Source organism: Sphingobacterium sp. CZ-UAM, assembly GCF_002000245.1.
In the GTDB taxonomy this organism is placed as follows: Bacteria; Bacteroidota; Bacteroidia; order Sphingobacteriales; family Sphingobacteriaceae; genus Sphingobacterium.
The window spans coordinates 2,359,602-2,379,739 of the sequence record NZ_MTCM01000001.1 but is presented as its reverse complement, the minus strand read 5'-3'; the positions used below and the strand labels follow the sequence as shown (position 1 = coordinate 2,379,739).

Below are 20,138 nucleotides of genomic sequence, written 5' to 3'. Positions count from 1 at the left end.
TCGCGCGATATGCGTAATATCGGCTTCCCGTTTTTTACTTGAGAAACTATATCTAGTTTCTCCTCAAATGTGTGTTTTGCCATAAATAGTGAACCCCAAAAGTTTTGTCCAACTTTTGGGGTTCACTACAGATCAGTCGTACAGGCTTTTTTGTGCTGTATACAAAATTAAAGGGTGATAGTAGGGGTAAAATTCCGCCAAAATCCAGGATGTACGAAAAACTTTTTGGCGGAATTTTACCCTATTTTTTTATTGAATTACAATTTGTTTTTTGCTAAAAACTTAGTCTATTGTCTTTAATCCCATAATTTGTTGCTCAGCTTTCTCAAGCCTAGATTTCGGGTAAAAACAAATTCCCCTCGGGGTATGGAAGATTCACCGAAGGGAAAAGTAAATCATCCTCGGGGGATGCAGGATTCTCCGAAGGGAAAAGCAAATCATCCTCGGGGTATGGAAGATTCCCCGAAGGGAAAAGCAAATCATCCTCGGGGGATGCAGGATTCTCCGAAGGGAAAAGTAAATCATCCTCGGGGTATGGAAGATTCTCCGAAGGGAAAAGTAAATCATCTACGGGGAATACAGGATTCTCCGAAGGGAAAAGTAAATCACCCACGGGGGACGGAAGATTCTCCGAGGGGAAAAGTAAATTCCCCTCGGGGTACGGAGGATTCCCCAAAGGGAAAAGTAAATTCCCCTCGGGGTACGGAAGATTCCCCTAGGGTAAAAACAAATTCCCCTCGGGGTATGGAAGATTCCCCGAAGGGAGAAGTAAATCATCTATAGGGTACGCAAGATTCCCCGAAGGAAAAAACAAATTCCCCTCGGGGTACGGAAGATTCCCTAAAGGGAAAGTATAGTTCTCTCCTGGGGCTTTGTATTTCGGCACACTGATTTGCTCAGAAAACCTGAATGTCGGTATTATTGTTATCGTTGGTGGGGCTTGATTGTTACCGCATTCCAGGCCAGCACCTGTACACCTGGAGAGTAGTGTATCAGCGCAATATTTTCATTATGGAGATGAATATCACCAACTGTATAGTTCAACTGGTATTCTTGCAACTGCACTGAAAACAAGGGCCATTCCGGATGATGGATGTCGAAACAATATATCCCAGCGGGTTTGTCCAGGTAAAGGCAATAGCGTTCGGTAAGCCAGGTATCAAGGCTGGATTTTAATGTAATCTCATCGTTTACCTCAAAGATCGTTTTCAACCTAAACTCCCTTTCTTGATTGAGATTGTGATACCCTTGCGCATCCCTCAGTATGGCGGACTTTTCGTAAGGTAGTCCCGACAATTTTTTTGCGACTAGGGCGGATAAGTATTTACTTGCTTCAATATTGATAAAATAGACTCCCTTTTTACCGTCCTGATCAATATAGGTACGTACATTGATCTCATAAAAGTTCGAGAGGGGTGGGAATGCAGGCAAATTTTTGGGGCGTATATTTTTCATCTTGAATGCTACCAAAGAGATATAACAGCTTCCTTGGTGCTGATCAATATGCAATCCGGCGGGAACCAATGGACGGAGCAAATCATAATCGACCTGAAAATGTAAAAAAAGGAGATCAAGCCATTCCTGATAGTACTGCCATGGGCTGGTTGGTAGCGGCCAGGGACGATGATTATCATCGCTTAAAATTGTTTTAATCTTTTGTGCCAAAATCGTCAATTTATGCCTCTAAGATCATTTTAATCTTGCTTTAACCAAATTTTAATTTAATATATGAAGAATTATGGAATTTTCTTTGGGCTTTTCCTATTTTGTGAAATAAAATTCAAGATTTGTGCTACTTTTTGTTGTTTGATCGGTAGTAACTTTGTGTTGTTTTCAAAGGGAAACTTGTTACTTTGTTAGTTTGCAGCTATGTGGAAGCACTTTATTTTTCTAATTACAGTTCTGTTTGTTTCATTTAAAAGTTTAAATGCAAACAGTATTGTACCGAAAAGTGATAGTTTTCACCGCAAGATATCTTTCCTAAAAACTGAACCAAATAAAGCGGACTTTTCGCTTTCTACCCCTCTAAAATTAGACAATCCAGATTTAGATCCTTTATATCCATCGGTGCAATCTATCGCCGAATTGGACGTCGAAAATAATCAGGATTGGTTAACAGACCGTTGGGTAGTTGTCGTCGATTTGCTCTGGCATGAATTACTGCCTTCGGCTTTGCAGAACGACTACCGTTATCTGCATATTTTGGATATTGAACCGATTCCCATCGCGCGGTTCCTGCTTTTTGAGCAAATAAAAATCCCCTTTTAGCGATTTAGAGCTTTCATTCTTGAAGAGAGCTGAAAGAAAATCGTAATTTCTATTCTAAATTTATTTTATTGATTTCTTAAAATATACCAATGCACGAGCTAAGTATAGTAAAGGATATCTTCGATACCCTGACCTCGCATTACGAGACCAGAGTGGATGATATCCAGAAAATTCAGGTGACAGCCGGACTATTGTCCAATGTGCAGCCTGTGCTGATCCAAAATGCTTTTGACGCATTTATCACCGAAAATACCCATTACCGCGATATGGAAATGGAGGTTGTGGTAAATGATATCATTGCCTATTGTGAGCACTGTCAGAAGAATTTTCCTGTTCATTTTCACCGATTTGTCTGCGATTGTGGGCAGCCTTCGAGTACAATTGTTCAAGGAAATGAACTCTATATTTCCAAAGTAATTTTTAAACACGATTAAAAAATCATTTATCATGTCAGACAATACTCAAAATCCTAAAAGTTTAGGTAACCGCGTCGGTTCCGTCCAATGTGAAAATACAACCCTACATTTATTAAAGGCAAATGATTTTGTCGCCAAAAGTATCCGCGACAGGCTGAAAGATGTATGTGTGATCAATGTATGCTCTTCTCCGGGTTCTGGTAAAACAACCTTGATGCAAGAGACTGGAAAGCGTCTCTCAAAAGATCTAAACATTGCTGTGTTGGTGGGAGATCCTGAAACGGAACGTGATGCGATCCGTATGCGCGATGTTGGAATCAATGCGTTGCAGATTGTTACCGGCGGTATGTGTCATATCGAAGCTCAAATGATTCTGCAGGCCCTGGATCACATTGATATCGAAGGTATTGACCTTTTGTTTATCGAGAATGTCGGAAACTTACTGTGTCCTTCCGCTTTTGATCTTGGTGAAGACTATCGGGTCACTTTATTGGCGACAACTGAGGGTGATGATAAACCCAAAAAATACCCACGTATGTTTTTGACCAGCGAATTGATGCTTGTTTCAAAAGCAGACTTGTTACCTTATGTGCCTTTCTCTGTAGATGCCGTGACAAAAGATGCGCGTGAAGTCAATCCAAACCTGGAAGTGATCACGATCAGTACCTTGAACGGAGATGGCCTAGATAGCTGGTGTGACTGGTTGAAAGAGAAAGTTCAATTAAAAAAAGGACAACAGCAAATAGCTGCGGCGAAATAGTAAATGCGCGAAGGTGATCAACGATCAGATGGAACGATGGTTGATCACAGCGCAAAGTTTGAATGATATACCCTAATATAACAATGAATAGATTGCCTGTAACGATAGATACCATTGTGCCCCGGTACCAAGCCATCACTGATCAGGTAGATCGGGTATACATCGAATGGTTCGAAATTAATAAACGCCGTTTGACCAGAAATACCTTGTCTGGAAATACGATCTTGATGCAGTTGGAGCAGGGGCAGGAGTGGCATCATGGAGATGCGCTGTACCACAATGGGGAACTGCAGGCAATCGTCACTGTTAAGCCGACCTTGGCGATCAGGTTTAATCCTTCGGATTTAGTTCAACTGGCAGATTTTGGTTATTTCGTCGGTAACCGGCATCTACCGATATTCCAGGTCGATCAGCTCCAGTCTCTCCATTTGCCGTATGATGGTCGACTCTATGAGCAAATTGCGGCGAAATATGGTGCATCTGTTCAATTGGAGGAAGCGATATTGCTGTCTGAAAATCGGATTCGCCAGCAGCTAAAGAATAGCAGAAAGCATGAAAATTAGAATATATATAGTGCTGTTGCCAATGATCTTGCTTGTATGCTTACAAGCCTGCCAAAACCAACAGTCCAATGCAAGTAAAGATGGGGTGAAGGCCATGGATAGCCGCGGCAAGGAAATCTCATTGGAGCGACCGGCCCAACGTGTTGTTGTCCTGTATCCCTCTCTTGTGGATGAGGTTTATATGCTACAGGCCAGTGACCGATTGGTCGGCATTCCTGAGCAAGTCTATCAAATGGAAGATACCTATGCTTTTTTATCGAAATTAGACCCACGTATCGTTCAGAAAAGTATCGCTACACCAACTTTTGGTGGTCAGGCCAACAATGTAGAAAGCATCGTAAGCCTGAACCCCGATCTTGTTCTGACATTCAATACCGATCAGGATAATATCACTCAGCTCGAAAATTTGGGTATTCCTGTCTTCACTTTTTCATCGAAAGATGAAACCAGTATCTTTAACGAATTGATCGGAATGGGAACGCTTTTGGACAAGAAAGCACGGGCTGAGGAAATTGTGAAATTTGTTGGAGATGAGGTCAAAAAGATGGCCGCTCCGCTCGATCAACCGCAAAAGAAGGTCTATTATGCCTGGTCCAAAGGACGTGTACTTTCGACCTCGGGAAGAGGTAGTCTCATCGATATGGCCATCCGCTTATCAGGGGCGGCTAATGCCTGTCCTTTGGAAATGGAAGCGCCAAACGTAGGTGCTGAAACGATCTACAAGTGGAATCCCGATCTCATGATTCTATGGAATTCCAAAAGTTCTGATGTTTACAACCTGAAAGAATTGGCCGCACTGCCTGCTGTAAAAAATAAACAGGTATTTGTGATGTCACCGTCCTTTCCTTTTGATCCACATACCGTGAAATTTATGCTCTTCGCCAAACAGGTGCGGCATTGGTGTTTCCCAAGTTATACCAAGGAGCAACTCGATCAGGATATGACAATGGCTTTTGAAAAATTATACGGTAAAGCGGGGCTTCTGCAATGATACTTCAATTAAAAAAGCTTTTATTGCTGGTGATATTGCCATTAGTGCTGCTCCTGCTTTCATTATTGATCGGCTCAAGTCAGCATATTGGTTTTATTGAACTCTGCCAACGTATCGGATTGGAATTAGGGCTTTATAAAGGAAATGATACGACGGTATTGATGGGGAGTATGGATACCATTTTGTGGCAAGTACGTTTACCGCGGATTTTATTGACCTTTATGGTCGGTGCCGCCCTTGCCTCATCTGGAGGGACCTTACAAGCGATTTTTCGGAATCCTATTGTTGATCCGTTTACTTTGGGGATATCTTCTGGTGCTGCTTTCGGTGCCGCCTTAGCCATGCTGTTTCCACTTTTGTCCGTCAATGTTTCGGCATTTCTTTTTGGTGTCTGTGCTGTGGCCTTGACTTACTTTGTATCCAATGCCGGTTTAAAAACATCCATTATTGGGATGGTTTTGGCAGGAATGGTTATTTCAGGGGTATTTACGGCGATGCTTACCCTGTTACAATATATCAGTGATCCTTATAAATTACAGGCTATTGTGCAGTGGACGATGGGAAATCTCCATACTGCCTCCTGGTCAAAAGTGCAAAACGCCTTTTTACCGATAGTGATCGGATTGATCATATTGATCTTATTGCGTTGGAAATTGAATTTGTTGGCATTGGGAGATCAGGAAGCGATTGCTGTGGGGGTGAATCCAAAACTCCTGAAATTGCTGATGATCGGGGTTGCGACCATGATCACCGCATCAGCTGTTGCTGCAGTAGGCGTGATTAGCTTATTTGGACTCATTGTCCCACATATCAGCCGTATGATTTTTGGCCCCAACAATAATATTGTCGTATGGGCGAATATCAGTATCGGTGGGACATTCCTGTTATTGATTGACGATTTTTCCCGTGCAGTCATGCCTTTCGAAATTCCGATAGGGGTATTTACAATGATTATTGGCGCTCCACTCTTTATCTACCTGATGCGCCGGAACGAAATTAACTGGAACTCATGAGCAAATCCATCCATATCAAAAACCTATCCTTTGCCTACGGTAAGGATACTATTTTGCGGGACGTCAATGTGTCCTTTCCGGAAGGAAAGCTTTCGGTTATTCTGGGCCGGAACGGTAGCGGTAAGTCGACCTTGTTCAATGTTATTGCCGGATTGGAGAAACATTATCAAGGATCGGTATTGATCGGTGAAACGGAACGTAGAAACTGGAGGGTCGGTAAATCAAATGCGCTTAAACTGGGTTTCTTAAATCAGTTTCATCAGACAACTTTCCCTTTTAAGGTGGTGGATGTTATTTTAACAGGACGTGCATCATTCTCCCGCTTTTCACCACGCCGTGAAGATTTTGAGGCTGTGGATACAATTCTTGAGAAATTTAATCTCGCACATTTAAAGCATAAATCATATACATCCCTGTCAGGAGGGGAGCGGCAGCTGGTCTTGCTTTGTCGGGTATTGGTGCAACAGCCTGATCTATTGCTTTTGGATGAACCGACAAACCATCTTGACCTGAACTATCAGATTGCCGTTTTGCAGACCGCTAAAGAATTGGTCAAGGAGGGAACAACAGTGCTCTGTGTGATGCACGACCCCAATATGGCCTATCTTTTTGGCGACCACTTTTATTTGATGCAGGACAATACACTGGTGGATCTACAAGGGATGAACAGAGAGCAGGTTCGGGAAGTATTGGAACAGACCTATGAGTTGCCATTGATCAGTTTGGAAAACCAAGGGAAATGGATGTTTGTACCCATGCTTCATGCACATGACTGGGCTCCGATAAAATCCCTTGAACTGGAAGACGTAAATAATAAGCTATAAAGGCTGTAAACAATGTGCGAACAAGGTAAAAGATCCTAGTGGCGGCATGGACGCTAAAAACGAAAATAGTATGAATAAAATAGGTATGCAAAGGACAGATTCAATCAGAAATATTGCGATAAGTACAGTCACTGTTCAGGATCTGGAAACGGTGTTACCTTATGTTATTGAATTTCGGAAACAGCTGTTTCCCATGCTTGATCCGCAAAAGATTCCTGGAGATTTGCTGGACTTTAAACAGCTGTATCTGGATGAACAAGCTGGAACATTTCTACAGGCAAGGGACAAGAGCGGAAAACTGGTCGGTGTGATCGGCATGCTCGCTTATGACTATCGATTTCCGCATCTCGGGTTAGACACCCGAAAGACTGTTGAGGTCGCGCGTCTTTTTGTCGATCCCGATTACCGTCGTTCTGGACTTGGAACAGCACTTTTCCGCCAATTGACAAAGGTGGCCAAAGAGAAAGCGGTCGAAAGACTTTACTTGCACACCCATCCTTTTCTGGAGGGAGCCCATGAATTCTGGTTAAAACAGGGATTCCATCTCAAAGAGTTTTGTGATGAATCGGGCTTTCCGACAATTCACATGGAACTACTGCTGGGGCAGCCCAGTAAACGGAAATGTTTAGTGGAACTGGAATTGTCAAAATAAGGCTATCCAGTTTTGTGAAGAGAATTCGCACAGAATGCAAGAAATAAAATAAATCAGCAATAGCTAACAAAATAATTCCAGATGAACTGTGCCTGTTTAGCATCTTATTTTAATAGGATCACCATAGGTGAGTTTTAAACAGGATATGTGTCATCTGACTAATGAACAATATACGGATGAAAAACACAATGAAAGCACTCGCTTTCGCATTATTGGCAAGTGCTGTCACCCCAGTGGCTGTTTACGCCCAACAGAGCTTTATGATTTTTGGGAAGATACAGGATGATAACGGAAATCCAATTCCAGGAGTGACTTTGACACTTGAAAACCAAGGACAAAAGATCAGTACTGCCACGAATGGCGAATTTGCTTTTACTACCGCGACAACCCTTCCGGTACAATTGCGCGCCGAAGCGATCGGCTATAAATCACAACTTATTCGTATTGATGAGACTACATGGAATCCGAAAAAAGGAATTCGACTCATGATGGAAGAGGGAGGGCGGACCTTGGATGAAGTATTGGTTACCGGCCGTCGTAATAATTCCTATTTGACCAACAACATGGAGTTGGGCGGTAAGTTCGCTGGAAAGCTGAAAGACCTACCACAATCTGTGGCTGTACTGAGTAAGGAATTTATTGAAGATAAGCAAGCATTTACAACAGGGGCACTGGTGCAGGACCTTGCAGGTGTCACTGAGGCTTCATCTTATGATGACGTGGTGATCCGTGGTTTTAAAAGCGGTTATGAAACTGGAGTCCGTTTAGTGAACGGTCTACGTTCGGGCTATGGTTACGGCAATAGTTATTATAATTCCCCACTAACAATCAATCTCGAAAACCTTGAGGTGCTGAAAGGCCCTGGAGCTTCTCTATTTGGCGACATTGTACCCGGTGGTACCATCAATATGACGACGAAAAAGCCTTTGGAAGATTTTAAAGGTCATGTCAGTTTTGCTGCCGGAAGCTTTGAAACGATGCGCACCACAGTGGATTTGGGCGGTCCATTGGATAATGCAAAACGAATTCTCTATCGCTTTAATGCTGGCTATGAAGATACCAAAACCTTTCGCGATGTGAACCGTCAAAAACGGATGATGCTGGCACCTTCATTTACATTTAAGCCCGCTGCAGGGACAACCGTAGACATCGATGTGGTATACAATCAGTTCAACGGTTATCTGGATCGGGGAATGGGGATAAAGGAGAATAACTTTTATGCCTTGCCACGTTCGTTTACTTTAAGTCAGCCTTCTGATTTCTATAATTCCAAGACTTTTTCATTGAGTGGACGATTGGCGCAAAGGCTGGCAGAAAATGTGAGCCTGAACCTGAGCTATATGAAATCCATCTATCAGGAAGATGTCAACGAGCACCGTACGCTAAATACTTTTGCGGATGCCCCACATAACACCATCATGAATATGCGTTTCTTTGACCGTCATGGCCGTGATTATACCGACAATGTCGTCGGATATATCAAATGGGATCTGCTCGGGGATAAAATTGACCACCATATCGTTGCGGGGATTGACTTCGCACAGTATCGTGGTGACAAAGAAAATCAGTTACGGGAAGCCAGACAGCAAACTGTGGATGGCAAAGTGGTGCCGTTGACTTTTGACCTGAACAACCCGACCTATACCACCCATGATCTGACCAACTACGTCTGGCGGACACAGGTCGCTTATCCTTTTTTGAGTCCCTATAAAACGACCGGTAAATACATACAGGATCAGATCAGCATTGCGGATCGTCTGAAATTAATTGTGGGGCTGAGGCATGAACATTATTCTTCGGAAACTATTGATGGACAGAATCGCTTTCATGCTACACAAAATGCCTTGTTGCCCCGTTTCGGTCTGACTTATGGAATCAACAAGCAGATTAATTACTTTGCAAGCTACTCGCAGGGTTTTGTACCGGTAGGCGCTAATTTTATCCAGAATTATAAAGACTATGGTGCAGATAAAGCTTTTGAAGCTGAACGCAGTTTTCAAATTGAAACAGGGCTGAAAACGGGCTTTTTTAAAGATCAGCTGCAAATGGATCTTTCCTTGTTTCAGATCGAGCGTAGAAATATGCTTATTGCAACAGGAACAATCAATGACTCGGGATTACCGGAGTATAGACAATCTGGAAAAGCATTGTCACGGGGAGTGGAGCTGGATGTTCGCGGGCAGCTGACCAAAGAATTCCAGGTGATGGCAAATTATACGTTTAACCATACCGAAGTGAAGGCCTCTTCTGTTGCCTCTGAAGTCGGGCAGGCGCTACCGGGAGCACCTAAAAATATGGCCAGCGCCTGGTTAAAATATGTATTCTCCAATACTTCCTTAAAAGGACTTGGCTTTGGTGCCGGTGTTTATTATGTTGATAGCAAACGTATGGACAATAGCATTGGGAAGGATAGCGAAGGAAATGCTCTTTGGGGACAATGGCCTTCCTATACGACAGTTAATGCGGCGGCTTATTATCATATCGGTGCCATGAAAATGGCGCTTAACCTAAACAATGTATTTGATAAATACTATTTTTTAGGGGGATTTGACTATACACGGGCCTTCGCAGGGGCACCAAGAAACATTATGGTTTCAATTGGTTATTCATTTTAATTAAAAAAAACAATCAAAGCAGGTTTTTCGACAAATTTAGACTATTTAATTCAAGATTTGTACTAGTGATTGGCCTGCTTTGGTTGTAAATTTGGGCAACAAATAATAGGATTGTGAATACAATGATTAGGCATAGTTTAGTTTTTTTAGTTTTTCTTTTGAGCGTCCTGCTCCTGAAAGGAATGACTATTTCTGAACAGCTTAAAATTCATAATTCCTCGGGTACCTCTCTCGGTGTGTCAAGCACCCATAAACAAATTGACAAAAGTGCCGATCAACCCGAACGGGAAAATATAGTTGCCGCTGTACACGATCATGACCTTTATGATGTCAGTGAACAGGTCGACTTAAAAGATGAATGGAGTAAGCTCCTTGGTCTGAGTGTATTGTATATTTGTCTTTTTATATTTTGCTATCCTGTATGTCTCAACATGCGGAATAACAGAACACCTTACATGGATCGATTGGTCCTACCACCAAAATACATTCTTTTCCAAAGTTTAAAGATCCCATTTCAGGGATAATCCTTTCCTTTTCTTACAACGCTGAGAACTGAAACGCTATGCCGTAAGCTTTTGCTATGGGCTTCGTTTATCAGGTTTTTTGAACGATTTTTTAAAGTCGTCGGGGCTTGTACTGACTTGTTTTCGACTGAAATAACAACAATTTAAATAATATTTTATATGCATTTATTACCTAGAGAGACAGAGAAGCTATTGCTTCATCTTGCCGGTGAACTAGCGAAAAAACGTAGAGCTAGAGGACTTAAACTAAATTATCCGGAGTCTATTGCATTGATCAGCAGTGAGCTTCTGGAAGCCGCACGTGATGGCCGTACTGTGGCTGATTTAATGCAGTATGGTGCGACATTATTGACACGTGAAGATGTCATGGAAGGTGTGCCCGAAATGATTCACGACGTGCAGATTGAAGCGACTTTTCCGGATGGTACCAAATTGGTTACCGTTCATAATCCGATTCGATAATTGTTAAAAATAGAATTTATGATTCCAGGAGAATTTTTTATAGCGGATGGCCATGTCATCTGTAATGAAGGTAGAGAAGTTACGACGATTACCGTAACAAACACAGGAGACAGACCAATTCAGGTAGGTTCGCATTTTCACTTCTTTGAAGTGAACAAGATGATGGAATTTGACCGTGCAAAAGCTTTTGGCAAGCGATTGAATATTATCGCAAGTACAGCGGTGCGTTTTGAACCGGGAGAATCCAAAGATGTAGAATTGGTTCCTTATGCAGGTGCCAGAAGAATCTACGGGCACAACGACTTGGTAAACGGTGATACCGAAACCGAAGTTGCGAAAGAAAATGCAATGAAAAAAGTGAAAGAACAAGGCTTTAAAAACAAAGTATCATGAGTTTAAAAGTTAGCAAAGTAAATTATAGCGCCATCTTTGGTCCGACAAGTGGCGATAAAATCCGTTTAGGCGATACCGATATCATTATCGAAGTTGAAAAGGACTACGCTTATTATGGAGATGAAGCAAAATTTGGTGGTGGTAAGACCGTACGTGACGGTATGTGTCAATCTTCCGTTCACACACGTGATGAAGGCACCTTGGATATGGTGATCACCGATGCTATCGTGATTGACCACTGGGGAATTGTGAAAGGTGATATCGGTATCAAGGATGGTAAGATTGTCGGTGTCGGCCGTGCTGGAAATCCGGATACAATGGATAACATTACGCCAAATATGATTATTGGCGCTTCTACCGAAGTGCATGGCGGATCTGGCTATATCTTAACACCGGGTGGTATAGATACCCATATTCACTATATCAGCCCTACACAGGTCGAAACAGCCTTATACAGTGGTATTACCACCATGATTGGGGGTGGTACCGGTCCAGCGGACGGAACAAACGCAACCACCGTAACTCCAGGAAAGTGGAATATCCGTCGCATGATGCAAGCGGTGGAAGATCTACCGATGAACTTTGGCTTCTTTGGAAAAGGAAATGTGGGAACTGAACAACCCATTGTTGAACAGATTGAAGCCGGAGCTTTGGGGGTTAAAATTCACGAAGACTGGGGAGCAACACCCGCAACAATTGATAGGGCATTGACGGTAGCTGATAAATACGATGTACAGGTTGCCATTCATACCGATACCTTAAATGAAGCGGGTTTCTTAGAAGATACGATTCAGGCGATCAACGGTCGTGTAATCCATACCTTCCATACGGAAGGTGCCGGTGGTGGTCATGCTCCGGATATTATCAAATCGGCCATGTATCCAAATGTATTGCCAGCTTCCACAAATCCGACACGTCCATTTACAAAAAATACGATTGATGAGCACTTGGATATGTTGATGGTCTGTCACCACCTGAGTAAAGAAATTCCTGAGGATGTGGCTTTCGCCGATTCACGTATCCGTCCGGAGACAATCGCAGCTGAGGATGTATTGCAAGATCGTGGCGTATTCAGTATCATGAGTTCAGATTCACAGGCAATGGGCCGTGTAGGTGAGGTGATCACACGTACCTGGCAGACAGCGGATAAAATGAGAAAACAAGTAGGTCCGCTACCTGAAGACGAAGGAAAAAACAACGATAACTTCCGTGCACGTCGTTATGTCGCAAAATATACAATCAACCCCGCGATTGCACATGGTATCTCAAAATACGTAGGTTCTATCGAACCGGGTAAAATCGCGGATATGGTTATCTGGCGCCCAGCCTTGTTTGGTGCTAAACCGGAAATGATTATCAAAGGTGGTATGATCATCGCGTCCAAAATGGGAGATGCCAACGCATCCATTCCTACACCACAACCAATTATCTTACGTACAATGTTCGGCGGATTGGGAAAAGCTGTTCATAGCACCTGTTTCAACTTTGTTTCCAAAATTTCATTCGAAAACGGCATTAAAGAGGAATACGGTTTAGCAAAAGGGGTACTTCCTGTAGAAAACTGTCGGAATATCTCCAAAAAAGATATGATCCACAACGACGCTACACCCGAAATTATCGTTAATCCGGAGAACTATGAAGTAAGTCTGGATGGAGAAATTTTGCGTTCTCAGCCGATTGATACCGTTTCTTTAGGACAGTTGTATTTCTTGTTTTAATCTGAATGGAGACTACCATGGCTTGATCTTGCATCAGGCCATTATAAATGAAAAACACATGAATAAAGCGGTCATGAGCCAAACGTAGCGCTGATGATCAATGGGCAAAGGAAGGCCCATGATCGTTTTATTACCCTTAAAACAACGATATAGTAATGAAAAATTTAAAAATATTTTTGGGATGTTGCCTGGCAATAGCATGCTTTTCGATACAATCGGCTTCTGCTCAAAAAGGTGGAATCATGCTGTATGGTTCGCTCAATTACCATGAAACCACCGCTGGCCACCAATTTAGTGCAGCACCACTGGGCGTAGGTTATTTTTTTAATGACAACATGAATGTGGGGATAAATTATGGGTTCAACAACGCCTATACGAAGGCGCTCGACTTTACAGATCATTCCCATGAAGTTGGTCCATTCTACAGCAACACCTGGCCTTTAGGTGAACATTTTATGTTGATCGGGCAGGTAGACGCGCATTACATCTGGGGTGACCAGCATGTTGTTAATGCATCCGGAGGCATGGTGGATGGAAGCTACAATGGTTTCCTGTTCAGAGTGTATCCATTGGTGGGTATTAACCTTGGAAAAGGCTGGGCTTTGAAAGCAAAAGTCGCGGAGCTTTCTTACAAGAAGAAGCATGGCAAGGATGCTGTTATTCCAGATGATCACGAAGTGATTACAGGGATCAATGGATCAACTGTGGGATTGGGATTGTCAAAAAATCTATTTTTTTAAAGCACGAAAATGATTATCACAGAAATCACAAGGAATATCAATCGCGAGCAGAACAATAAGCGTCATGATCTGCTGTCGATTGAATGGTATGAATCCACCAAACGTATTCAACGTCTTCGTACAACGGAGGGGATGGATATTGCTGTAAAATTATTGGGCAATACTTCCTGCTTGCAGGACGGCGATATCCTGTATGAAGATGAAGAAAAAATAGTTGTGGTTACGATCAGAGCCTGTGAAGTTATCAAAGTGATGGCAATTGATTTCCTTCAGATTGCTTTTGTCAGCAGTGAAATCGGAAACAAACATTTGCCTCTATTCGTAGAGGCAAATGAATTGCTGATGCCTTACGAACGCTCCATGTACGAGTGGTTGACCAAAAATGGATTTGACCCTGTGTGCTGTATGCAGCAGCTGCTGAATCCACTCCACGCAAACGTAGACCCAAAGCATCATCAAAAGTTGAAATTTTCGACAAAAAATATTCCGCTGTTCATTCAGGAGCAAGAGGATACTGGTATTGCGTCGACGGTCGCATCAACAATAATGAATAAATAATTTATGTCAATGAAAAATACTTTTCTGGGCAAGTTGCTCCATCTCGCAGATCCGACGCTACCGATCGGTGGATTTACCCATTCAAATGGGCTGGAAACCTATGTGCAGCAGGGTTTAGTCTGTGATAAAGCAACTACTGACAAATATGTGCGCCATAATTTATGGTACAATCTAAAGTATAACGATGCTGCCCTGATGAAATTGGCCTACGAGGCCACCACATCTAAGGATTTAAATGCACTGATCGCTTTGGATCAGGAGTGTACAGCATTGAAGAGTCCAAAAGAGATCCGGGAAGCAAGTAAAAAACTGGGCGTACGCATTTACAAAATATTTAGCCGTTATCAACAACAGGATTTTGTTGTTGCCTGGGGCAAATTAATTCAGAAAAAGGAAGTAGATAGCCACTATTGCTTGATGTATGGTATGCTGGCTTCGTTATTGGAAATTCCTTTGGAGGAAGCATTACATGGCTTTTATTACAATGCATCCATCACCATGGTGACAAATGCCGTGAAACTCGTGCCGCTCGGACAGCTCGATGGTCAGGATGTTCTTTTTGGCCTACACGATGATATACTTGGGCTTTGTCACGAGACTTTAGCAGTTGAACGAAATTTAGTGGGGCTGTGCAATATCGGATTTGATATCCGCTGCATGCAACACGAACGATTATATTCTAGAGTTTATATCTCTTAAAATCAAATAAAATGGAAAATAGAAAATATGTTAAGATCGGTGTCGGCGGTCCTGTGGGTTCCGGCAAAACAGCGTTATTGGAAAGATTGAGCAGACGTCTGGCAAATGAGTTAGATCTGGCGGTTATTACAAATGATATCTACACCAAAGAAGATGCGGAGTATATGGCAAAAAATAGCTTATTACCCCGCGAACGTATTATCGGTGTTGAAACAGGAGGTTGTCCACATACCGCGATACGTGAAGATGCGAGTATGAATCTGGAAGCTGTAGACGAACTGGCTAGCCGTTTTCCTGATCTCGAACTTATTTTGATCGAAAGTGGGGGCGACAACCTAACTTCAACCTATAGCCCAGATTTGGCAGATATCACCATTTTCGTCATTGATGTCGCTGAGGGTGAAAAAATGCCACGTAAAGGTGGTCCTGCGATTACACGTTCGGATCTGTTATTAATCAACAAGAAAGACTTGGCGCCTTATGTGGGTGCGAGCCTGGAGGTCATGGAACATGATGCCCGTATGATGCGCAAAGGTGCGCCATTTTTGTTCTCCAATTTGAAAACTGGCGACGGTCTGGAAGAGATTGTGGGCTGGATCAAGAAATATGCATTGCTTCAAGATATTGAAGAACCTAATTTACTTCGTTAATTATGATTTGTTCTTTAGCCGTCAAAATAGCACATCGTGAAGGGAAATCCTTTATGAAGGATGCTTATGTCACTCAACCTTTTCGCATTGTCCCTGTCGGTCAATATCAAAAAGACAATGCCGCTTATTTGATGATCATGAGTTCCTCACCGGGATTATTGGATGGTGATGATCATCAGATCAAAATTGATATTGCGCCGGGAGCAAAATTACAGTTGCAGACGCAGGCTTATCAGCGTCTGTTTCACATGAAGGGGCATTCTTCGCAGACAATGCAGGTGACTTTGGCCGAAGATTCTGTGTTTTCCTATGTGCCTCACCCCGTAGTACCTCAACATTCCTCTCATTTTTTGAGTCACAACATTGTCCATCTTGCTTCCAATTGCCATCTACTACTAAGTGAAATCGTGACCTGTGGAAGGAAAATGTCCGGGGAGGAATTTCAATACAATCATTTTCAGAACCTGACGGAATGTTATGTGAATGGTCGACTGGTTGTAAAAGATAATGTGCTGTTACAACCGGATCGTATGCCCATTCAGGGATTGGGCATTCTGGAAGGATATACACACCAAGGGACGCTGATCTATCTGAATAGTGCCGGGGTCAGTCCAGATGAATGGATCGAAGCATTCTATGCGAAATATGGGGAAACCAAGGATGTTGCCTTTGGTATCAGTGCTTTGCAACATGATGGTTTTATGGTGCGTGTGCTGGGCTATGGTGCCGAGCAACTTTACCTTCTTTTTAAAGAGATGCAAAGTGCTTTATGGGAAAAATTATTCCTGAATTAAATAACGGGGACTGAATACAATTTTTAAATAACAAATTATTCTAATGAAAAATAACATCCTGGCTTTTGTTAAAGCTGTTTTTAAGGGATTTGGACAGATTATGTTACAGGGTAACATCTGGACTGGAGTCCTGTTTATTGGGGCTATTATTTATGATTCTGCACTCATGGGATTTGCCGGGATACTGGCGAATCTTGTTGGGGTAATCACAGCGAAATTGATGAAGTTTGACGAAGACCATATCAATGATGGGCTCTTTGGATTTAATGCCACATTATATGGGATTGCACTGGTCTTTTATTTTCAGGCTAATATCTGGGTATGGGCCTCCTTGATCATCGGTTCTGCATTGACCACGATTTTAATGGGCTTTGCACTGAAGAAAAATATTCCTGTGTTTACGTTTCCTTTTATCATGATCACCTGGATTGCGCTATATGTATTGAGTATTCCAGAATTGGCTTTACGGACCGTTCCAGAGCACTTTGTGGATATTGAAGAAATGGACGATTTCCTTATTGAAGGACATGCCTTTGGTCAGGTTATTTTTCAGGGTAGCTTAATTGCGGGACTGATCTTTTTTATTGGCGTCTTTATCAGTAAGCCGATCGCGGCATTATATGCTTCCGCCGCTGTCATTATTAGCGTTTATATCTCGCATCATGGGCATGAATCAACCGATATGACCAACAACGGGATCTTTAGTTTCAACGCGGTTTTATGTGGAATTGCGTTAAGTGGCCAACGCGTCAGAGATGGTATCTATGTACTCATTGCGGTTATAATAGCGACCTATTTTGATCATTGCATGATCCACAATGGTTGGACGACGCTAACCTTTCCTTTTGTGGTCGCAATGTGGGCAATGGAGCCTGTCAAACGACTGGACAATTGGTTGGTGGCTAAATTTTCTGCGACAGCGGAGACTTCCTAATCTTTTTTTTATTAAAATTTTATCTGATGTTGAAATTTCGTTTCATAAATCTATTCCCAATAATACTCTTATTGGGAATTCATATAAACACCGTATATGGGCAGGTAAGTCCGCCTGGGCTTGGTAAAGCCAAAACGGCCTCCTGGTCGGTGTTGGGCCTGCGACGCAAGCTGGACAGTGCCGGAACAAAGGAAGCACTGACCTATATCGGCCTTGGAACCAAAAGTACACCCGAGGACGCCAATCCTTTTCATAAGCAGGCCATCTGGGTGTTGAATCATGAGGTCTATCACAAATTTGCGCCGAATCAGCAATATAGCTATGCGCTGAGCTACAGGCGTCAAAATGTATATGATGGAAAAGCGCCCTACCACAATGAAGGAGTGGAACAGGAATTCCGGTTGTATGGACGTTATGCGTATACTTTTAAACTGGCTGAGCGCTGGAAATGGAAAAATACACTACGGCAGGAGTTCCGGAAATTTTTTACAGCGGACTTTCACAAAGCAGAAGAGAATTTCCAGTTTAGAACCCGGCTGAAGTCGCAGTTGAATTTTAAAATATCCGATAAAAATAAACAGGAACTGGCTTTGAGTGCCGAAGGTCTTTTTGCGATCACTAAACTGAACGAACCGGATGCCTGGTCGAGCTTTGGGTACAAGGAAACACGTTTGGGCTTTTACTACATGACAGATATTCCAAAAACGCCTTTACGATTAGATGTTGGCTATATGAATGATCTGATCAAGGGCTATGATCAAGTGGATTTCGGAGTTCATTACCTGGCAGTTGACCTCATCTGGAACCTGCCTTACCATAAACATTAGTCTGCCATAAACTTATGTTTTCGATAATCACTGGGTGAATACCCGGTGATTTTTTTAAATAGCCTGGTGAAATAGGAGGGCGATTGGAACTTCAATTCGAAAGCTATTCCCGCAATATCTCTCGTGGCGTCCTGCAAGAGGATCTGGCTATGCAAGATGCTGATTTCTGTAATCCATTGCTTGGGTGGCTTATTGGTTGCCTCCTTCACACATTTGTTCAGGTAGTTTTCGGAGATATGCAATAGATTGGCGTAAAACAATACATTTTTATGGTCAATATGGAATTTTTGCACATATTCCCGAAAGCGAAATGCAATATCCAGCTGCCTGCTCATTGGTGCCTTGGTTTCAATATCCGATTTGATGACCTTCAATAAGATGCACTGCATCATCGAGATGCATACCTCCATCACGCGACCTTCAGTAAAAAGCTCTTCCTCCAAAAGAATCAACATTTGCTGAATCCAATTAGCGACATGCGGCTTTAATGTCGTGAAGGGATGGGAATTGAAAAATTTGATGTCATTGATCCCAAGTTCGATATCAGTGACAATTTCGTTTTCATAAACGACAAAAAAGCCTTCGACATCTTCCGATATTGCTAATGTTGCGGTGATATTCCCTTGCTTGATATTGATGACCTGATTTTCAGTCAGCGTATAGGAGGCTGATTCCAGGTGTTGTGTCAGGGAACCTTTCGTTACGAAAATTAGAAAATTGAAGGTAGTACGATAAGGAATGACGGGCATTAAGATGCTCCGGAGATAATTTTCAATTCGATAAACCTGAATTTTATTTTCGTTAAATAAATTATGCTCAGAAACATCAGGTAAGAATAACTTTTTATACTCGTAATTGTTGATGATCTTAATCGAATTTTTCATTCATAAATAATTATAAATTATCCGCCTACTCGCAATTGGATCAATGAGCTCTCTACACCTGTTATTTAATTACAACCTAAACAAGCTAATTCCCGCAGGATTGAATCGTAAAGGAATTAGTAACGGTAGATCACACAAATATAATCAATTCTTTCCTAAAGGAAACTTAAAATAATACCTTGCATGTAACGTTTTAAAGGATTTGTAGTATTTGGTGCAATTGAAAAATTAAGACGAAAACGCTGCCCAATTGTGGATTGGACAGCGCTAGTCAATCGCTATATGTTATACTTTTTGCCTTGACTGAATTTTTCCTGGTTAAAATCTGCAGATTTTCCCTTTGGAATAGATAGTGAAGTCCATTGCTCATCCTGGCACATTTTTCCGATGTAGACAATCTGGCCTACGTGATAGGGGTAGTGGGCAAGTTGGCGATGAATGGCTGCCAATACGGTATGTCCTTCTCCGCGGATATAGATTGTTTTGGTAAGGTCTTGCTCATTTAAAGATTCTAGTGCATGAAATAAACAATCCCAGCCTTCGTTCCACAGTGCGATCAGTTGTGCTCTACTCATTTCGGTATGTATGAATTCCATATCGCGGTCTCTTCCCTCTTTTTCGCCGTCCGAGTGCAGAAAGTCTGTCCAACGCGAAAGCATGTTCCCATGGAGGTGTTTCACAATAATGGCAATACTGTTGCTGGAAGGGTTGAATTGCCAGAATAATTGCTCATCCGTCAATTGAGCGAAGGTTTTGTCTCCCAGAGATTTGAACTCCCGAAATTGCTTGAGGCTACTTGCTAAAAAATTATCCATTGGATTCTGTGTTATGTGTGCTTGTGTTTCTTAACACA

At 42.3% G+C, this 20,138-nt stretch carries 23 protein-coding genes and 1 pseudogene; 21 read left to right on the top strand and 3 right to left on the bottom strand.

Annotated features, from left to right (window positions below; all coding sequences use genetic code 11):
- Positions 1-366 precede the first annotated feature (366 nt).
- Positions 367-783: a hypothetical protein gene (locus BWD42_RS10260; RefSeq protein ID WP_077435631.1), complete on the top strand. Its 417-nt coding sequence runs from the start codon at positions 367-369 to the stop codon at positions 781-783.
- Positions 784-924: 141 nt separating this feature from the next.
- Here BWD42_RS10260 and BWD42_RS10255 read toward each other — a convergent pair whose 3' ends face one another.
- The gene (locus BWD42_RS10255) at positions 925-1,665 is read right to left on the bottom strand and encodes a YqjF family protein (protein ID WP_217700036.1); all 741 of its coding nucleotides are present in this window, start codon (positions 1,663-1,665) and stop codon (positions 925-927) included.
- A 204-nt stretch (positions 1,666-1,869) separates the two neighbouring features.
- Here BWD42_RS10255 and BWD42_RS10250 point away from each other — a divergent pair, with 204 nt between their 5' ends.
- The 20 genes and pseudogenes from BWD42_RS10250 (at position 1,870) to BWD42_RS10155 (ending at position 18,401) form a co-directional block, all read left to right on the top strand.
- Positions 1,870-2,268 (top strand): hypothetical protein, encoded by a 399-nt coding sequence (locus BWD42_RS10250; RefSeq protein WP_077435630.1) that lies wholly within the window; start codon positions 1,870-1,872, stop codon positions 2,266-2,268.
- An 89-nt stretch (positions 2,269-2,357) separates the two neighbouring features.
- A complete protein-coding gene (locus BWD42_RS10245) occupies positions 2,358-2,702 on the top strand; it encodes a hydrogenase maturation nickel metallochaperone HypA (protein ID WP_077435628.1) in 345 nt (114 codons plus the stop codon).
- A 13-nt stretch (positions 2,703-2,715) separates the two neighbouring features.
- Positions 2,716-3,444 carry a hydrogenase nickel incorporation protein HypB gene (gene hypB / locus BWD42_RS10240; protein ID WP_077435626.1) on the top strand — a complete coding sequence of 243 codons (729 nt, stop codon included), beginning with the start codon at positions 2,716-2,718 and terminating at the stop codon, positions 3,442-3,444.
- 83 nt (positions 3,445-3,527) lie between these two features.
- Positions 3,528-4,007: an urease accessory protein UreE gene (locus BWD42_RS10235; protein ID WP_175992010.1), complete on the top strand. Its 480-nt coding sequence runs from the start codon at positions 3,528-3,530 to the stop codon at positions 4,005-4,007.
- Positions 3,997-4,998, top strand: a complete 1,002-nt coding sequence (locus tag BWD42_RS10230) for an ABC transporter substrate-binding protein (RefSeq protein ID WP_077435622.1) — start codon at positions 3,997-3,999, stop codon at positions 4,996-4,998. The genes BWD42_RS10235 and BWD42_RS10230 overlap by 11 nt, the downstream gene beginning before the upstream one ends.
- On the top strand, positions 4,995-6,011 hold the full coding sequence (locus tag BWD42_RS10225) for a FecCD family ABC transporter permease (protein ID WP_077435620.1): 1,017 nt from the start codon (positions 4,995-4,997) through the stop codon (positions 6,009-6,011). Before BWD42_RS10230 ends, BWD42_RS10225 begins: the two co-directional genes overlap by 4 nt.
- The gene (locus BWD42_RS10220; RefSeq protein ID WP_077435618.1) at positions 6,008-6,835 is read left to right on the top strand and encodes an ABC transporter ATP-binding protein; all 828 of its coding nucleotides are present in this window, start codon (positions 6,008-6,010) and stop codon (positions 6,833-6,835) included. Before BWD42_RS10225 ends, BWD42_RS10220 begins: the two co-directional genes overlap by 4 nt.
- A 70-nt stretch (positions 6,836-6,905) precedes the next feature.
- Positions 6,906-7,487: a GNAT family N-acetyltransferase gene (locus tag BWD42_RS10215; protein WP_254846208.1), complete on the top strand. Its 582-nt coding sequence runs from the start codon at positions 6,906-6,908 to the stop codon at positions 7,485-7,487.
- A gap of 176 nt (positions 7,488-7,663) precedes the next feature.
- Positions 7,664-10,102, top strand: coding sequence for a TonB-dependent receptor (locus BWD42_RS10210; protein ID WP_077435948.1), 2,439 nt, complete (start codon positions 7,664-7,666; stop codon positions 10,100-10,102).
- A 113-nt stretch (positions 10,103-10,215) separates the two neighbouring features.
- Positions 10,216-10,626 (top strand): hypothetical protein, encoded by a 411-nt coding sequence (locus BWD42_RS10205; protein WP_139351081.1) that lies wholly within the window; start codon positions 10,216-10,218, stop codon positions 10,624-10,626.
- A 159-nt stretch (positions 10,627-10,785) separates the two neighbouring features.
- Positions 10,786-11,088 carry an urease subunit gamma gene (gene ureA / locus BWD42_RS24965; RefSeq protein ID WP_077435612.1) on the top strand — a complete coding sequence of 101 codons (303 nt, stop codon included), beginning with the start codon at positions 10,786-10,788 and terminating at the stop codon, positions 11,086-11,088.
- An 18-nt stretch (positions 11,089-11,106) separates the two neighbouring features.
- Positions 11,107-11,412, top strand: a pseudogene (ureB, locus tag BWD42_RS24960) (urease subunit beta); the annotation flags it as partial.
- Between the two features lie 65 nt (positions 11,413-11,477).
- Positions 11,478-13,199: an urease subunit alpha gene (ureC, locus tag BWD42_RS10190; RefSeq protein ID WP_077435608.1), complete on the top strand. Its 1,722-nt coding sequence runs from the start codon at positions 11,478-11,480 to the stop codon at positions 13,197-13,199.
- Positions 13,200-13,354: 155 nt separating this feature from the next.
- Positions 13,355-13,939 (top strand): hypothetical protein, encoded by a 585-nt coding sequence (locus tag BWD42_RS10185; RefSeq protein ID WP_077435606.1) that lies wholly within the window; start codon positions 13,355-13,357, stop codon positions 13,937-13,939.
- Positions 13,940-13,948: 9 nt separating this feature from the next.
- Complete coding sequence (locus BWD42_RS10180) at positions 13,949-14,497, top strand: urease accessory protein UreE (RefSeq protein ID WP_077435604.1); 549 nt, start codon at positions 13,949-13,951, stop codon at positions 14,495-14,497.
- A gap of 9 nt (positions 14,498-14,506) precedes the next feature.
- Entirely contained in the window at positions 14,507-15,196 is a 690-nt protein-coding gene (locus tag BWD42_RS10175; protein ID WP_077435602.1) for an urease accessory protein UreF, read from the top strand.
- An 11-nt stretch (positions 15,197-15,207) separates the two neighbouring features.
- Positions 15,208-15,846 (top strand): urease accessory protein UreG, encoded by a 639-nt coding sequence (gene ureG / locus BWD42_RS10170; protein ID WP_077435600.1) that lies wholly within the window; start codon positions 15,208-15,210, stop codon positions 15,844-15,846.
- Positions 15,847-15,848: 2 nt separating this feature from the next.
- The gene (locus tag BWD42_RS10165) at positions 15,849-16,640 is read left to right on the top strand and encodes an urease accessory protein UreD (protein WP_077435598.1); all 792 of its coding nucleotides are present in this window, start codon (positions 15,849-15,851) and stop codon (positions 16,638-16,640) included.
- Positions 16,641-16,683: 43 nt separating this feature from the next.
- Positions 16,684-17,574 carry an urea transporter gene (locus BWD42_RS10160; RefSeq protein WP_077435596.1) on the top strand — a complete coding sequence of 297 codons (891 nt, stop codon included), beginning with the start codon at positions 16,684-16,686 and terminating at the stop codon, positions 17,572-17,574.
- A 26-nt stretch (positions 17,575-17,600) separates the two neighbouring features.
- Positions 17,601-18,401 carry a DUF2490 domain-containing protein gene (locus tag BWD42_RS10155; RefSeq protein ID WP_077435594.1) on the top strand — a complete coding sequence of 267 codons (801 nt, stop codon included), beginning with the start codon at positions 17,601-17,603 and terminating at the stop codon, positions 18,399-18,401.
- Here BWD42_RS10155 and BWD42_RS10150 read toward each other — a convergent pair.
- Both BWD42_RS10150 and BWD42_RS10145 read right to left on the bottom strand, forming a co-directional pair.
- Positions 18,398-19,285 carry a helix-turn-helix domain-containing protein gene (locus BWD42_RS10150; RefSeq protein WP_077435592.1) on the bottom strand — a complete coding sequence of 296 codons (888 nt, stop codon included), beginning with the start codon at positions 19,283-19,285 and terminating at the stop codon, positions 18,398-18,400. The two genes, BWD42_RS10155 and BWD42_RS10150, sit on opposite strands and share 4 nt — an antisense overlap.
- A gap of 278 nt (positions 19,286-19,563) precedes the next feature.
- Positions 19,564-20,100, bottom strand: coding sequence for a DUF1572 family protein (locus BWD42_RS10145; protein WP_077435590.1), 537 nt, complete (start codon positions 20,098-20,100; stop codon positions 19,564-19,566).
- Positions 20,101-20,138 lie beyond the last annotated feature (38 nt).

Coding starts and splice junctions, on each gene's coding strand:
- BWD42_RS10235 (WP_175992010.1), top strand. CDS start 3,528: ATGAATAGATTGCCTGTAACGATAGATACCATTGTGCCCCGGTACCAA.
- BWD42_RS10180 (WP_077435604.1), top strand. CDS start 13,949: ATGATTATCACAGAAATCACAAGGAATATCAATCGCGAGCAGAACAAT.
- BWD42_RS10165 (WP_077435598.1), top strand. CDS start 15,849: ATGATTTGTTCTTTAGCCGTCAAAATAGCACATCGTGAAGGGAAATCC.
- ureA (WP_077435612.1), top strand. CDS start 10,786: ATGCATTTATTACCTAGAGAGACAGAGAAGCTATTGCTTCATCTTGCC.
- BWD42_RS10250 (WP_077435630.1), top strand. CDS start 1,870: ATGTGGAAGCACTTTATTTTTCTAATTACAGTTCTGTTTGTTTCATTT.
- ureC (WP_077435608.1), top strand. CDS start 11,478: ATGAGTTTAAAAGTTAGCAAAGTAAATTATAGCGCCATCTTTGGTCCG.
- BWD42_RS10175 (WP_077435602.1), top strand. CDS start 14,507: ATGAAAAATACTTTTCTGGGCAAGTTGCTCCATCTCGCAGATCCGACG.
- BWD42_RS10215 (WP_254846208.1), top strand. CDS start 6,906: ATGAATAAAATAGGTATGCAAAGGACAGATTCAATCAGAAATATTGCG.
- BWD42_RS10150 (WP_077435592.1), bottom strand. CDS start 19,285: ATGAAAAATTCGATTAAGATCATCAACAATTACGAGTATAAAAAGTTA.
- BWD42_RS10230 (WP_077435622.1), top strand. CDS start 3,997: ATGAAAATTAGAATATATATAGTGCTGTTGCCAATGATCTTGCTTGTA.
- hypB (WP_077435626.1), top strand. CDS start 2,716: ATGTCAGACAATACTCAAAATCCTAAAAGTTTAGGTAACCGCGTCGGT.
- BWD42_RS10145 (WP_077435590.1), bottom strand. CDS start 20,100: ATGGATAATTTTTTAGCAAGTAGCCTCAAGCAATTTCGGGAGTTCAAA.
- BWD42_RS10160 (WP_077435596.1), top strand. CDS start 16,684: ATGAAAAATAACATCCTGGCTTTTGTTAAAGCTGTTTTTAAGGGATTT.
- ureG (WP_077435600.1), top strand. CDS start 15,208: ATGGAAAATAGAAAATATGTTAAGATCGGTGTCGGCGGTCCTGTGGGT.
- BWD42_RS10155 (WP_077435594.1), top strand. CDS start 17,601: ATGTTGAAATTTCGTTTCATAAATCTATTCCCAATAATACTCTTATTG.
- BWD42_RS10210 (WP_077435948.1), top strand. CDS start 7,664: ATGAAAAACACAATGAAAGCACTCGCTTTCGCATTATTGGCAAGTGCT.
- BWD42_RS10225 (WP_077435620.1), top strand. CDS start 4,995: ATGATACTTCAATTAAAAAAGCTTTTATTGCTGGTGATATTGCCATTA.
- BWD42_RS10260 (WP_077435631.1), top strand. CDS start 367: ATGGAAGATTCACCGAAGGGAAAAGTAAATCATCCTCGGGGGATGCAG.
- BWD42_RS10220 (WP_077435618.1), top strand. CDS start 6,008: ATGAGCAAATCCATCCATATCAAAAACCTATCCTTTGCCTACGGTAAG.
- BWD42_RS10185 (WP_077435606.1), top strand. CDS start 13,355: ATGAAAAATTTAAAAATATTTTTGGGATGTTGCCTGGCAATAGCATGC.
- BWD42_RS10245 (WP_077435628.1), top strand. CDS start 2,358: ATGCACGAGCTAAGTATAGTAAAGGATATCTTCGATACCCTGACCTCG.